This is a genomic window from Pseudochelatococcus sp. B33, from assembly GCF_053570585.1.
On the sequence record NZ_JBSEFH010000006.1, the window covers coordinates 197,660 to 209,793 of the forward strand.

Below are 12,134 nucleotides of genomic sequence, written 5' to 3' on the forward strand. Positions count from 1 at the left end.
GGTCAATTATTAGCCGGCGATGGCCAGAAATTGCACATCACTGCCTATTTCGGCGCATCCACCGTGCACAGTGCGTCATGAAACGACGGCGCGGACGAAAACACGGCCCGATCGGACGGTACGCAAGGGAACGCGCGGCCCGGTTTCGCGATGGAATCAGAGCGCATATCGCGCCATGTCCTCATACGGCGCGCGAATCAGCACGCTCCGCAGGGCCCGCACGCGGCCGGCCGAAGACCCGGAGCACAGGTAGTGGACGTTCAGTAGGTCCAGCGCTGCGCCTTGCCGATCAGGAAATCGCGAAAAACCTGCACCCGGGCGACGTTCTTCATCTCTTCCGGAAACACCAGATAGCTGTCGAGGACCGGCATTTCCACGTCGGACAGCAACTGCACCAGCCCGAGCCCCGGCTCGACGATGAAGTCCGGCAGCACCGCGAGCCCCGCACCCTTCTCGACCGCCTTCTTCAGCGAGCTGATGTTGTTGACCAGCAGGTGGCAGGTGCGCGGGTCCTTGGCGTCGCGGCCGGCGGTCGCCAGCCAGTGCACCGCCTGCAGATAGTGGGGCACCGCGCCGCCGAAGCTCAGGATGCGGTGGTTGTCGAGGTCCGACAGGCGTTCCGGCTGTCCGAAGCGCTTGAGATATTCCGTCGCGGCGTAGGCGTGGAAGTGCACGGTGAACAGCCGCCGCTGGATGAGGTCTCCCTGCACCGGCTGGCGCAGGCGGATGGCGACGTCCGCTTCCCGCATCGACAGGTCGAGCTCGTCATCGGTCAAGAGCAGTTCGATGCGGATATCGGGATAGAGATCCATGAACTCGCCGAGGCGCGACGCCAGCCAGTGGGTGCCGAGCCCGGGCGTCGTGGTGACGCGCAGCGTTCCCGACGGCCGCTCGCGCGATTCCGACAGTCGTGCGCGGGTGGATTCGAGGCGCATGGTCATGTCGCGCGCAGCACGGAACAGCAGCTCGCCCTGCTCGGTGAGGATGAGGCCGCGCGCGTGGCGGTGGAACAGCGGCGCCTTGAGGTCCCTCTCCAGCGCGCTGACCTGGCGGCTCACCGCCGACTGGCTCAGACCCAGATCCTCGCCCGCCCGTGTAAAGCTGCCCGCCTCCGCCACGGTGTAGAAAATTCGCACCTTGTCCCAATCCACGGCCCGTCCCCTGCCCCGTCGTCTCCGCCCTCGGCGTTATCCCGCCGCCCGCGTCCGTGCGCGGACGGTCTTCTCCTGCCGCCTTGCGGCGCCCTGCCGCCCCCGCGTCGCGTCGCGACGCCTTGCCGCCATTGACGCTGAAATCACGCGCTGAAATCACTCCGCGGCCAGCCGCAACGTCTCCTGCGCGGCGAGCCATCGTTCGGCGTCGAGCGCCGCCATACAACCGAGCCCCGCCGCCGTCACCGCCTGCCGATAGATCTCGTCCGCCACGTCGCCGGCCGCGAACACGCCCGCGACGCTGGTCTGCGTGCTGCCGGGCGTGATGCTGATATAGCCCGTGGGGGTGAGGTCGAGCTGGCCGGCGAACAGGCCGCTTTCCGGCTTGTGGCCGATGGCGACGAACACCCCTTCGGCCTTGCGTTCCGTCACGGCGCCCGACACCACGTCGCGCAGCCGCACGCCGGTGACGGAGCGCGGCAGGTCCTGTCCGACGATCTCCTCGACGGTGTGGTTCCACACCACCTCGATCTTCGGGTTGGCGAACAGCCGGTCCTGAAGGATGCGCTCGGCCCTGAGCGAGTCGCGCCGGTGCACCAGCGTCACCTTCGACGCGATCTGGGCCAGATAGAGCGCCTCCTCCACGGCGGTGTTGCCGCCGCCGACGACCACGACCTCGCGGTTGCGGAAGAAGAACCCGTCGCAGGTGGCGCAGGCCGATACGCCAAAGCCCTGGAAAATCTGCTCCGATGCAAGCCCGAGCCATTTCGCCTGCGCGCCCGTGGCGATCACCAGCGCGTCGCCCAGATAGACATAGCCGCTGTCGCCCACGAGCCGGAACGGACGCACCGACAGATCCGCCGACACGATGGTGTCGGATACGAGCCGCGCGCCAACATGCTCCGCCTGCAGGCGCATCTGCTCGACGAGCCAGGGGCCCTGGATCGGGTCGGCGAAGCCGGGATAGTTCTCGACATCGGTGGTGATGGTGAGCTGCCCGCCCACTTGCAGGCCCGACACCAGCACCGGCTCCAGCAATGCGCGCGCCGCATAGATTGCCGCAGTGTAGCCGGCGGGACCGGAACCGACGATCAGCAGTTTCGTGTGCGTTTCGCCGCCCTTCGCGGGGTTGATGGGCGCGGATGCCGGGGCAGAGGCGGAAGCAGACAGGTTCATGACGTTTCCATTCAGGGCATTGCGCCCGCTTCCGCGCCGGAGCGCGAGCCGCGAGCCGCGAACGATCGGGCGATCGCCCGCGCGACGGTCACCGTTGTATCTAACGGGAGGTATGCGTTGCCTTCAAGCTTTCCGCGCAACGGGCGTGCGATACCGCACTTTTCCAGCCCGTCCAGAAGCCTTCTGAACTTCGCATGCCCTCCTGTGGGCTCGAAAACCAGCAAGGGCGCGCCGGTCGCCGCAGCCTCTCCAAGCATATTGGACGAATCCGCCGTAACGACAACCCAGTCGGCAAGCGCCAGCAGGGCGATATAGGGATTATCCGCAGAATTACCCGTGCCGTCCCACAGGAAGCCCCCGCTTCTCGCCACGATGCGCCGCAGGCCCTCGGTCAGGGCCGGCGGCGTGCGCCGCGAGACGGTGGCCATCAACGTCGCCCCCTCCCGCGTCAGCGCGTCAAGATGCTGCAGAAACGCGCGGACATCGCTGTCGAGAAACCGGTGATGGCGGCTGTCGCCGCCGGCGAGCACAGCGACGCGCGGCCGCGCCAGGGCGGCGAGCCGCTCGGGGGGATTGCGCCGCGCCTCGGCCAGCCGCTCCTGCGAGATGCGATGCGGCGCCGTCAGCGTGACGACGACATTGTCGGCGCGCAGCCGGTCATGTTCCGCCACCCAGATGAGGTCGGCGGCGCCCGGGCCGGTGCGCGGATCCTTGAGGAAGACCGTGAACGTGCGCCCGCCCGAGGCCCGCCTGACCGCCCGCACATAGGGCACCGCGCGCCGGCCGGAGGCGATCAGGATATCCGGGAACGGCGGCGCGATGGGCGATCCGGCCCGCGTGGGCGCCTCGCGCGGGTCGATGCCGCCCCACGGCATCAGCCACACGAAGGGCGCGCGCGGCCGCACACGGCGCACATCGATGGCGCTGAGCGCCATCTGCTCCGCCAGCGCCTGCGCAACGCCGAGGCATTGCATCTCGTCGCCGGCCTTGCCGTCTGTCAGCACCCAGCACGTGGCGCCCGCGGGCGAGGCGGCTGGAGGCGGGAATGAGGACGGGAACGACATGCTGATCCGCTCGTGCGTGGGTGGAACCGTCGGGACCGCCGGCGGCGACGCGGGTTTCATAGAGCATGAAAATCACAAACTATGCTAGCACGTTGGCAACATCCGCCAGCGGCTGGCCCGCTCCCCGGACCCGCCCCGCCCTGGTCGCGGGGCAGGCTGCACTTTTCGGCACCGAACGCATGAAAATCTGATATATGTCGCCCTTCTTGCACAAAATAACCCGAAACGCGCTGTTTCTGCAAAATGCGTCGCCTCGGGCGCCGCAACGCCACGGCCAATGAAGGAATTCATCGCTTGCCCCTTGACCGCCTGTCCATCGAACTCGACGCGACCGACTGGAAAATTCTCAAGGAACTGCAGGACGACGGGCGATTGACGAATGTCGAACTCGCCCGTCGCGCCGGCCTGTCCGCGCCGCCCTGCCTGCGCCGCGTGCGCGCGCTGGAGGACGCCGGCGTCATCCGCGGCTACCGGGCCTTGCTCGACGGCAAGATGCTCGGCTTCGACATCACATGTTTCGCCATGGTCCAGTTGTCGAGCCAGGCGGGACAGGATCTCGCCCAGTTCGAGGGCTACATCCGTAACTGGTCCATCGTGCGCGAGTGCTGGTCGCTGTCGGGCGACATCGACTTCCTGCTGAAATGCGTGGCGCGCGACCTGCACTCGTTCCAGAAGCTCGTACTGGATCTCACCTCCCTGCCCAACGTGCGCAACGTCCGCACCGCCCTCACCGTCGCCCACGTGAAGGACGCACCGCCCGTGCCGCTGGAGAACGTGCGGTAGGGGCCTTCCGGCCAGACGCGCAGCAAGGGACCGCCATGAACAAGCGCTACGCCAAAGAACTGACCATCGAGGAACTGGCCGACCTGCCGGAGGGCGCCATCGATACGAGCGATATTCCGCCGCTCGATGAAACGTTCTGGCAAAATGCGCAGCTGGTCGAACCCGCCCCCTACGCAGCAAGTTCCCGTGGGAAACACCGCGCCCTCTGACATCACGCACAGCAGCGGAGCGGTTCCGCTACAACAGGCAGGTGTTCATCGCCCCGCCCGAAGATCTTCCACCAGGACGCGGAGCGCAAGCAGGATCTCGCCGAGGCGATCCGCACCTCTGAGGCGATGGTGACGGTCTACACGGAACTCGGCTACGCGCTGATCGAGCTTCCGCGTATGCCGGTGCCGCAGCGCGTCGCCTTCGTGATCGCGCGCACGGCCGGCGCCGGCGCGTGACCGGGCTATGAGGATGACGCACCCCGCTCCGTTGTGCTAGGATGTATACAGTTCAACACAGGAGGATAGCACCATGTCCGCCAGCACCACCATGACCATCCGCGTGCGCCCGGACGTCAAGGAAAAGCTCGACCGCATCGCCGCCGACACCCGGCGCAGCAAATCGTTCCTCGCCGGCGAGGCGCTCGCCGCCTATGTCGAGCGCGAGCTTGCGATCATCGAGGGCATCAAGCGCGGACTGGCGGACGCCGAGGCCGGCCGGCTCGTGCCGCATGAACAGGTAATGGCAGAAGCCCGCCAGATCATCGCTGAAGCGAAGAAAAAAGCCGCACGTGGATGAGGCCGGTTATCTGGTCGGACGAAGCAGGGCGGGACTACCTGGACATTCTGCGTCATATCGCGGACGACAACGCCGCCGCCGCGGAGAAGGTTGTCGACGCAATCGAAACGGCCGGAAACAAGCTTGGCGCCCTTGCGACAGGACGGCCGGGCCGGGTGGCGGGCACCTATGAGAAATCCGTCCCGCGCCTGCCATATGTCATCGTCTATGAGCTGCGGTATGTTGCGGGCAGCGAAAGCGTCGTCATCCTGCGCGTGATCCACACGTCGCGCGACTGGCAGGCCGGGGCGTGGCCGCAGCCGTAACCCTTCGCCGCGGCGGCCTCAGCGGCGCCCCACCAGCCGGTCGTGCACCCATTGGGCGAAGACGCGCGAGAGGCCGATCACACGCCGGGTGTCGATGTCCGGCAGGTACCACGCCCCCGAAAAATCCGACGACAGGGCCAGCAGGATGTGGCGGCGCGCCCGTTCGGCGCCGTCCGCGCCGATGACGATGGCATAGCCCTCCATGTAATCGGTGTCCCCGCCGCCACTGAGCCAGCGGCCGCCGCCGCTGCTGCTGCCCGCCCATGCGGCGAGGGTGACGGCATCGACGCGCACGACGAGCCTGTCGGCGCGCCTGTCGCCGGGAGTGAGGCGGGCGGCGAACAGGCGCGCGAGTTCGGGCTCGATGGTGGATTTCACCAGCCTGGCCCAGGGGGAGAGGCCAAGCGCCACGAGCGGCGACACATCGACGGCGATCGACCGCAGCCGCAGCGCGGCGGCATCCGCCGGCGAAAGCGGCACATCGCGCGACGATACGCACCCGCCCAGGAGCGCCGCCGAAGCGACGGCCGTTCCAGCTACCCCGATGAAGTTCCGACGCGATATTCTTCTCTGCGAATTGCCAGCCATCGCGCACCTCCGGGGATACGGGCTCACTTGTAGGCGACGTCGACGATCTCGTAGGACTTGCCGCCACCCGGCGTCACCACCTCGACCGAGTCGCCGACCGCCTTGCCGATGAGGGCGCGCGCGATGGGTGAGGCGATGGAGACCTTGCCGGAACTGGCGTCCGCTTCCGGTTCGCCAACAATTTGATACACCTTCTCCTGGTCGGTGTCTTCATCGACGAGCTTAACCGTGGCGCCGAACTTGACCTTGTCGCCGCTCAATTTCGACACGTCGATGATGTCGGCGCGGGAGATGAAGCCCTCCAGTTCCAGGATGCGACCCTCATTGAGGCTCTGCTGCTCCTTGGCAGCGTGGTACTCGGCGTTTTCCGACAGGTCGCCATGAGCGCGCGCCTCGGCGATCGCCTCGATGATGCGCTGGCGGTCCTCCTGTTGACGGCGCTTCAGTTCTGCCTCCAAAGCCGCATAGCCTGCGGCGGTCATGGGGATCTTTTCCATTTCTCGTTTCCGTCGTCAGATGTAAACGCGGGGCGCACGATGGGCGCCCCGCAAGAGATCGATATTCCGGCGCGTGAACGCGCCGCAATCAGACAGGTCTTCATTGACGGCCGGCCTCATGCCCCGGACGGCCAGTATTCCTGCAGAGCCCGCACTTCCAGCGCCCCCCCCTTCCAGGCGCGGATGCCCTCCGCCGCAGCGATCGCTCCGGCTAGAGTGGTGTAGTACGGCACCTTATGCAAGAGGGCTGTCCGGCGAAGCGAACGGGAATCGGCGAGCGCCTGCGCGCCCTCGGTCGTGTTGAAGACGAGCTGCACGCCGCCGTTCTTGATGAGATCGACGATATGCGGCCGGCCTTCCAGCACCTTGTTGATCAGCGCCACCTCGACGCCCTGCTCGCGCAGGAAACGCGCCGTGCCGCTCGTGGCCACGATGGAAAAGCCAAGCTCGACCAGGGCCTTGACGGTCGGGAGAATACGCTGCTTGTCCGCGTCGCGCACGGAGACGAACACGGTGCCCCCCACCGGCACCTTGGTGCCGCCGCCGAGCTGGCTCTTGGCGAAGGCCGCGCCGAAATTCGTGTCGAGGCCGATAACCTCGCCGGTGGAGCGCATCTCCGGCCCGAGCAGGATATCCACACCAGGAAAGCGGGCGAAGGGAAAAACCGCTTCCTTCACACCGATATGGCCGAGAACCTTCGGTTTCAGATGGAAGTCCGCCAGCGATTCGCCCGCCATGATGCGCGCGGCGATGCGCGCGAAGGGCTCGCCGACCACCTTGGCGACGAACGGCACCGTGCGCGAGGCGCGCGGGTTGACCTCCAGCACGTAGATGTCATCGCCCTTGACCGCGAACTGCACGTTCATCAGCCCGACGACGTTGAGCGCCAGCGCCAGCTCGCGGGTCTGGCGCTCGATCTCGGCAATGACCGCGGCCGACAGCGAGTGGGGCGGCAGCGAACAGGCGGAATCGCCCGAATGGATGCCCGCTTCCTCGATATGCTCCATGATGCCGGCGATGAACACGTCCTTGCCGTCACTGAGCGCGTCGACATCGACCTCGATGGCGTCCGACACATAGCGGTCGAACAGCAGCGGGTTCTTGCCCAGCAGGGTGTTGATCTGCCCGGTCTTGTCGTTGGGGTAGCGCGCCTTGATGTCGTGCGGCACCAGCGCCGGCAGCGTGCCGAGCAGGTAGTCGCCGAGCGTCTCCTCGTCGCGGATGATGGCCATCGCCCGCCCGCCGAGCACGTAGGAGGGACGCACCACGAGCGGCAGCCCGACCTCCGCCGCGATGAGCCGGCTCTGCTCCACCGAAAACGCGATGCCGTTCTTCGGCTGGCGCAGGCCGAGCTTGTCGAGGAGGCGCTTGAAGCGGTCGCGATCCTCGGCGAGATCGATGGCGTCGGGCGAGGTGCCCAGAATCGGCACGCGGTCCTCCTCCAAGGCGCGGGCGAGCTTCAGCGGCGTCTGGCCGCCGAACTGCACGATCACGCCGCGCAGCTCGCCCTTCGAGCGCTCGACGTCGATGATCTCCAGCACGTCCTCGGCCGTGAGCGGCTCGAAATAGAGGCGGTCGGAGGTGTCGTAATCGGTCGAGACGGTCTCGGGGTTGCAGTTGACCATGATGGTCTCGTAATCCGCCGCCCTGAGCGCGAAGGAGGCGTGGCAGCAGCAGTAGTCGAACTCGATGCCTTGCCCGATGCGGTTGGGGCCGCCGCCGAGAATCACCACCTTGCGCCGGCCGGAGGGGAACGCCTCGTCGGCAGGGACGCCGCCGAAGGACGGCGCGTAGGTCGAATACATATAGGCGGTGGGCGCGGCGAACTCGCCGGCGCAGGTGTCGATGCGCTTGAACACGGGACGCACGCCAAGATCGCGGCGCCGCTTGCGCACCTCGGCCTCGCTCGAACCGGCGAGCACCGCAAGCCGCGCGTCCGAGAAGCCGGCGGCCTTCAGGCGGCGCAACCCCTTCGCCGTCGCCGGCAGGCCGTCGGCCTTCACCTTCACCTCCAGATCGACGATGTCCTGCAACTGCGACAGGAACCAGTGGTCGATCTTGCACGAGGCGTAGATCTCCTCATGGCTCAGGCCCAGTCTCAGCGCCTGCGCCACGAACAGCAGGCGGTCGGGCGTGGGGGTGCCGAGCGCCGCCTTGATGGCGTTGCGGTCGTCGCCCAGGCCGAGGCCCGGAATCTCGATCTCGTCCAGGCCCGTGAGGCCCGTCTCCAGCGAGCGCAACGCCTTTTGCAGCGATTCCTGGAAGGTGCGGCCGATGGCCATGGCCTCGCCCACGGACTTCATCGCCGTGGTCAGCGTCGGCTCCGCGCCGGGGAATTTCTCGAACGCGAAGCGCGGGATCTTGGTGACCACATAATCGATGGTCGGCTCGAAGGAGGCCGGCGTCGCGCCGCCGGTGATGTCGTTGGCGATCTCGTCGAGCGTATAGCCGACCGCGAGCTTGGCCGCGACCTTGGCGATCGGAAAGCCCGTCGCCTTGGAGGCGAGCGCGGAGGAGCGCGACACGCGCGGGTTCATCTCGATGACGATCATGCGGCCGTCCTCGGGGTTGACCGCGAACTGCACGTTCGAGCCGCCGGTCTCGACCCCGATCTCGCGCAGCACCGCGAGCGAGGCGTCGCGCATGATCTGGTATTCCTTGTCGGTCAGCGTCAGCGCCGGCGCGACGGTGATGGAATCGCCGGTGTGCACGCCCATCGGGTCGATGTTCTCGATGGAGCAGACGATGATGCAATTGTCGTTCCGATCGCGCACCACCTCCATCTCGTACTCTTTCCAGCCGAGCACGCTCTGCTCGATCAGCACCTCGTTGGTGGGCGAGGCATCGATGCCGCGATCGACGATGTCGATGAACTCTTCCTTGTTGTAGGCGATGCCGCCGCCCGTGCCGCCCATGGTGAACGAGGGGCGGATGATGGCCGGCAGGCCGATCTCGTCGAGGACGCCAAGCGCATCGCCCAGTGTGCGCACCTGATGCGACAGCGGCGTGGCGAGGCCGATCTTCGTCATCGCCTCGCGGAACAGTTCGCGGTCCTCGGCCTTGTCGATGGCCTCGGCCGTGGCGCCGATCATCTCGACGCCGAACTTTTCCAGCACGCCGAGCTTGCGCAGCGACAGCGCGCAGTTGAGCGCCGTCTGGCCACCCATGGTCGGCAGCAGCGCGAAGCCGCCGGGGACCTTGTAGCGCTCCTTCTCGATGATCTTGGCCACCACTTCCGGCGTGATCGGCTCGACGTATGTGGCATCGGCGAGTTCCGGATCGGTCATGATGGTGGCGGGGTTGGAATTGACCAGAACGACGCGGTAGCCCTCCTCGCGCAGCGCCTTGCAGGCCTGCGTGCCGGAATAGTCGAACTCGCACGCCTGACCGATGACGATCGGCCCCGCGCCTATGATGAGTATCGTGGACAGATCGGTGCGTCTGGGCATGAAGGAACCTGGTCTGGAAATGGCGCATGACACGGCGCCCCGAGCGTCAGCCCGCCCGGCAGGGAAACCGGACTGCGTGACTGTCGGGCCGCCAATTTGGACCGCCTGAGGCGGGAATGTGACTTAAAGGCGTCGTGTACACCGAGGCGAGCAGGAAGGGAACCCCCTGAATCGGCTAGAGCGCTTTCCGATCAAATGGAATCATTTGATCGATCAGAATTCGTTCCAAACAAGGAATCGCAGATCGAAAACCGGTGCAATCAGATCGGTTTTCGATCCAGCGTGCAGAAAAGCGGGTACCACTTTCCGTCGATAAAGCGGCGCAGATTCGAAAACCTGGAGCGCATGTCCTGCTTCCTTCAGAACGTCCGGCGCTCCAGCCTGTCAGCGTCGCACGGCCTTCTCGCGGTCGATCAGTTCGACGAAGCGGTCGAACAGGTAGTGGCTGTCCTGCGGACCGGGCGAGGCCTCGGGATGGTGCTGAACCGAGAACGCCGGCCGGTCGGTGAGGCTGATGCCGCAGTTCGAGCCGTCGAACAGCGAGACATGCGTCTCGCGCACGTTCGGCGGCAGCGATTCGCGGTCGACCGCGAAGCCGTGGTTCATCGACACGATCTCGACCTTGCCCGTGGTGACGTCCTTCACCGGGTGGTTGGCGCCGTGGTGGCCCTGGGTCATCTTGACGGTGCGCCCGCCCGCCGCGAGCCCGAGCAGCTGATGGCCGAAGCAGATGCCGAACAGCGGCACGCGGCTCTCCAGGAGGTCGCGGATCACCGGCACGGCGTAGTCGGCGGTCGCGGCCGGATCGCCGGGGCCGTTCGACAGGAAGATGCCGTCGGGCGCGAGCGCCAGCACGTCCTGCGCGGAAGCGGTGGCGGGCAGCACGACGACCTCGCAGTCGCGATCGGCCAAGAGCCGCAGGATGTTGCGCTTGATGCCGTAATCGATGGCGACGACACGCCGCCTCGCCGCCTCGCCGGTGTCTTCGCGCTTGCCATAGCCTTGGCCGAACACCCAGGACGTCTCATCCCAGTCGAGACGCTGGGCCGTGGTGACGGCGGGCACGAGATCGAGCCCGCTCATGTCCGGCAGCGCGGCCGCCTTCGCCTTCAGCGCCTCCACGTCGAAGCGGCCCTGGCGGTCGTGGGCGATGACGGCGTTGACCATGCCCTTCTCGCGCACGCGGATGGCGAGCGCGCGGGTGTCGATGCCGGAGAGACCGACAATGCCGCGCGCCGCAAGCCACGCATCGAGGCTGCGCGTGGCGCGCCAGTTGGCGGGCTCGGTCACGTCGGCGTGCACGATGACGCCGCCCGCGCCGTTGCCGGCCGCGAGCGACAGCGACTCGATGTCCTCGTCGTTGACGCCGACATTGCCGATGTGCGGAAAGGTGAAGGTGACGATCTGCCCGAGATACGACGGATCGGTCAGGATCTCCTGATAGCCGGTCATCGCGGTATTGAAGCAGACCTCGCCGGTGGCCTCGCCGACCGCGCCGAAGCCGAAGCCTTCCAGCACCGTGCCGTCGGCCAGGACGAGCAACGCCGTCGCCACCTCGTCGCGCCAGCCGCCGGCCTCTGTTGCGGCCGGGTGGCCGGGTTGCGGAGCGTTGTCTGCCCGCGCGGTCTCTTGCAGCGCGGTTCCCTGCCGCGTGGTCCCTTGCAGCGTCGCCATGATCGGTTTAAAGCCTCTCGCCAAGGTATTATCTGGTTGCTTTCGGGCGTCGGCAGGGCAAGCGCCATCGCGGTCGATGCCGCGCCTCACCAGACCGTACAATTCCGGCCGTTCTTTAGAGAACGACCCTCCCCCTCGTCAACGCCGCATTTAGACACCATAGTCATGCGGCCAGAACATACGGAAGTAAGGATCCGCCATGCGTGAACGTCTGAGCGCCGCCCTCAAGGAGGCGATGCGAGCCGGTGACAAGCCGCGCCTGTCCACCATCCGCCTTATCCAGGCCGCCCTCAAGGACAAGGACATCGAGGCGCGCGGCGCGGGCAAGGGGGAGACCAGCGACGACGACATCCTCGCCCTGCTGCAGAAGCTGATCAAGCAGCGCCAGGAATCGGCGAAGATCTACGCCGAGGCCGGCCGCGCCGAGCTCGCGGAGCAGGAGAACGCCGAGGCCGCCGTGATTGCCTCCTTCCTGCCCGCCCAGCTCGACGAGGCCGAGACGGAAGCCGCCATCGCGGCCGCGATCACTGAGACGGGCGCCGCCGGCGTCAAGGACATGGGCCGCGTCATCGCCCTGCTGAAGGAACGCTTCGCCGGCCGCCTCGACTTCGCCAAGGCGAGCGCCGTCGTCAAGGCGAAGCTGTCGCAGGGGTGATCGTCG

At 66.9% G+C, this 12,134-nt stretch carries 12 protein-coding genes; 5 read left to right on the forward strand and 7 right to left on the reverse strand.

Translation table 11 applies throughout. The features are described 5' to 3' along the window. Nucleotides 1-260 precede the first annotated feature (260 nt). From ACUSIJ_RS08585 to ACUSIJ_RS08595, 3 genes are all read right to left on the reverse strand, one after another. Complete coding sequence (locus ACUSIJ_RS08585; RefSeq protein ID WP_449307960.1) at nt 261-1,151, reverse strand: LysR family transcriptional regulator; 891 nt, start codon at nt 1,149-1,151, stop codon at nt 261-263. 156 nt (nt 1,152-1,307) lie between these two features. Next, nucleotides 1,308-2,327, reverse strand: a complete 1,020-nt coding sequence (gene trxB, locus ACUSIJ_RS08590; RefSeq protein WP_449307961.1) for a thioredoxin-disulfide reductase — start codon at nt 2,325-2,327, stop codon at nt 1,308-1,310. Between the two features lie 11 nt (nt 2,328-2,338). Continuing rightward, nucleotides 2,339-3,391: a mitochondrial fission ELM1 family protein gene (locus ACUSIJ_RS08595; RefSeq protein WP_449307962.1), complete on the reverse strand. Its 1,053-nt coding sequence runs from the start codon at nt 3,389-3,391 to the stop codon at nt 2,339-2,341. Nucleotides 3,392-3,700: 309 nt separating this feature from the next. Here ACUSIJ_RS08595 and ACUSIJ_RS08600 point away from each other — a divergent pair, with 309 nt between their 5' ends. The 4 genes from ACUSIJ_RS08600 to ACUSIJ_RS08615 all read left to right on the forward strand — a co-directional run bounded on the left by ACUSIJ_RS08600 (nt 3,701) and on the right by ACUSIJ_RS08615 (nt 5,265). Next, the gene (locus ACUSIJ_RS08600; protein WP_449308039.1) at nt 3,701-4,174 is read left to right on the forward strand and encodes an Lrp/AsnC family transcriptional regulator; all 474 of its coding nucleotides are present in this window, start codon (nt 3,701-3,703) and stop codon (nt 4,172-4,174) included. 35 nt (nt 4,175-4,209) lie between these two features. Beyond that, nucleotides 4,210-4,383 (forward strand): hypothetical protein, encoded by a 174-nt coding sequence (locus ACUSIJ_RS08605; RefSeq protein WP_449307963.1) that lies wholly within the window; start codon nt 4,210-4,212, stop codon nt 4,381-4,383. 310 nt (nt 4,384-4,693) lie between these two features. Then, on the forward strand, nt 4,694-4,960 hold the full coding sequence (locus ACUSIJ_RS08610; protein ID WP_449307964.1) for a CopG family ribbon-helix-helix protein: 267 nt from the start codon (nt 4,694-4,696) through the stop codon (nt 4,958-4,960). Continuing rightward, on the forward strand, nt 4,957-5,265 hold the full coding sequence (locus ACUSIJ_RS08615) for a type II toxin-antitoxin system RelE/ParE family toxin (protein WP_449307965.1): 309 nt from the start codon (nt 4,957-4,959) through the stop codon (nt 5,263-5,265). The genes ACUSIJ_RS08610 and ACUSIJ_RS08615 overlap by 4 nt, the downstream gene beginning before the upstream one ends. A gap of 18 nt (nt 5,266-5,283) precedes the next feature. On the opposite strand, the gene ACUSIJ_RS08620 is transcribed toward ACUSIJ_RS08615, so the two are convergent. The 4 genes from ACUSIJ_RS08620 to carA form a co-directional block, all read right to left on the reverse strand. Beyond that, on the reverse strand, nt 5,284-5,853 hold the full coding sequence (locus ACUSIJ_RS08620) for a twin-arginine translocation signal domain-containing protein (RefSeq protein ID WP_449307966.1): 570 nt from the start codon (nt 5,851-5,853) through the stop codon (nt 5,284-5,286). 23 nt (nt 5,854-5,876) lie between these two features. Then, complete coding sequence (gene greA / locus ACUSIJ_RS08625; protein WP_449307967.1) at nt 5,877-6,350, reverse strand: transcription elongation factor GreA; 474 nt, start codon at nt 6,348-6,350, stop codon at nt 5,877-5,879. 116 nt (nt 6,351-6,466) lie between these two features. Next, nucleotides 6,467-9,799 carry a carbamoyl-phosphate synthase large subunit gene (gene carB / locus ACUSIJ_RS08630; protein ID WP_449307968.1) on the reverse strand — a complete coding sequence of 1,111 codons (3,333 nt, stop codon included), beginning with the start codon at nt 9,797-9,799 and terminating at the stop codon, nt 6,467-6,469. 384 nt (nt 9,800-10,183) lie between these two features. Beyond that, nucleotides 10,184-11,473, reverse strand: a complete 1,290-nt coding sequence (gene carA, locus ACUSIJ_RS08635) for a glutamine-hydrolyzing carbamoyl-phosphate synthase small subunit (RefSeq protein ID WP_449307969.1) — start codon at nt 11,471-11,473, stop codon at nt 10,184-10,186. A gap of 199 nt (nt 11,474-11,672) precedes the next feature. Between carA and ACUSIJ_RS08640 the strand changes: the two genes are divergently transcribed. Further along, nucleotides 11,673-12,128 carry a GatB/YqeY domain-containing protein gene (locus ACUSIJ_RS08640; protein WP_449307970.1) on the forward strand — a complete coding sequence of 152 codons (456 nt, stop codon included), beginning with the start codon at nt 11,673-11,675 and terminating at the stop codon, nt 12,126-12,128. Nucleotides 12,129-12,134: the final 6 nt, after the last annotated feature.

Excerpts from the sequence above, each read along its gene's own strand:
- ACUSIJ_RS08620 (WP_449307966.1), bottom strand. The coding sequence starts at position 5,853 with ATGGCTGGCAATTCGCAGAGAAGAATATCGCGTCGGAACTTCATCGGG.
- ACUSIJ_RS08605 (WP_449307963.1), top strand. The coding sequence starts at position 4,210 with ATGAACAAGCGCTACGCCAAAGAACTGACCATCGAGGAACTGGCCGAC.
- trxB (WP_449307961.1), bottom strand. The coding sequence starts at position 2,327 with ATGAACCTGTCTGCTTCCGCCTCTGCCCCGGCATCCGCGCCCATCAAC.
- ACUSIJ_RS08610 (WP_449307964.1), top strand. The coding sequence starts at position 4,694 with ATGTCCGCCAGCACCACCATGACCATCCGCGTGCGCCCGGACGTCAAG.
- ACUSIJ_RS08595 (WP_449307962.1), bottom strand. The coding sequence starts at position 3,391 with ATGTCGTTCCCGTCCTCATTCCCGCCTCCAGCCGCCTCGCCCGCGGGC.
- carB (WP_449307968.1), bottom strand. The coding sequence starts at position 9,799 with ATGCCCAGACGCACCGATCTGTCCACGATACTCATCATAGGCGCGGGG.
- carA (WP_449307969.1), bottom strand. The coding sequence starts at position 11,473 with ATGGCGACGCTGCAAGGGACCACGCGGCAGGGAACCGCGCTGCAAGAG.
- ACUSIJ_RS08640 (WP_449307970.1), top strand. The coding sequence starts at position 11,673 with ATGCGTGAACGTCTGAGCGCCGCCCTCAAGGAGGCGATGCGAGCCGGT.
- ACUSIJ_RS08615 (WP_449307965.1), top strand. The coding sequence starts at position 4,957 with ATGAGGCCGGTTATCTGGTCGGACGAAGCAGGGCGGGACTACCTGGAC.
- greA (WP_449307967.1), bottom strand. The coding sequence starts at position 6,350 with ATGGAAAAGATCCCCATGACCGCCGCAGGCTATGCGGCTTTGGAGGCA.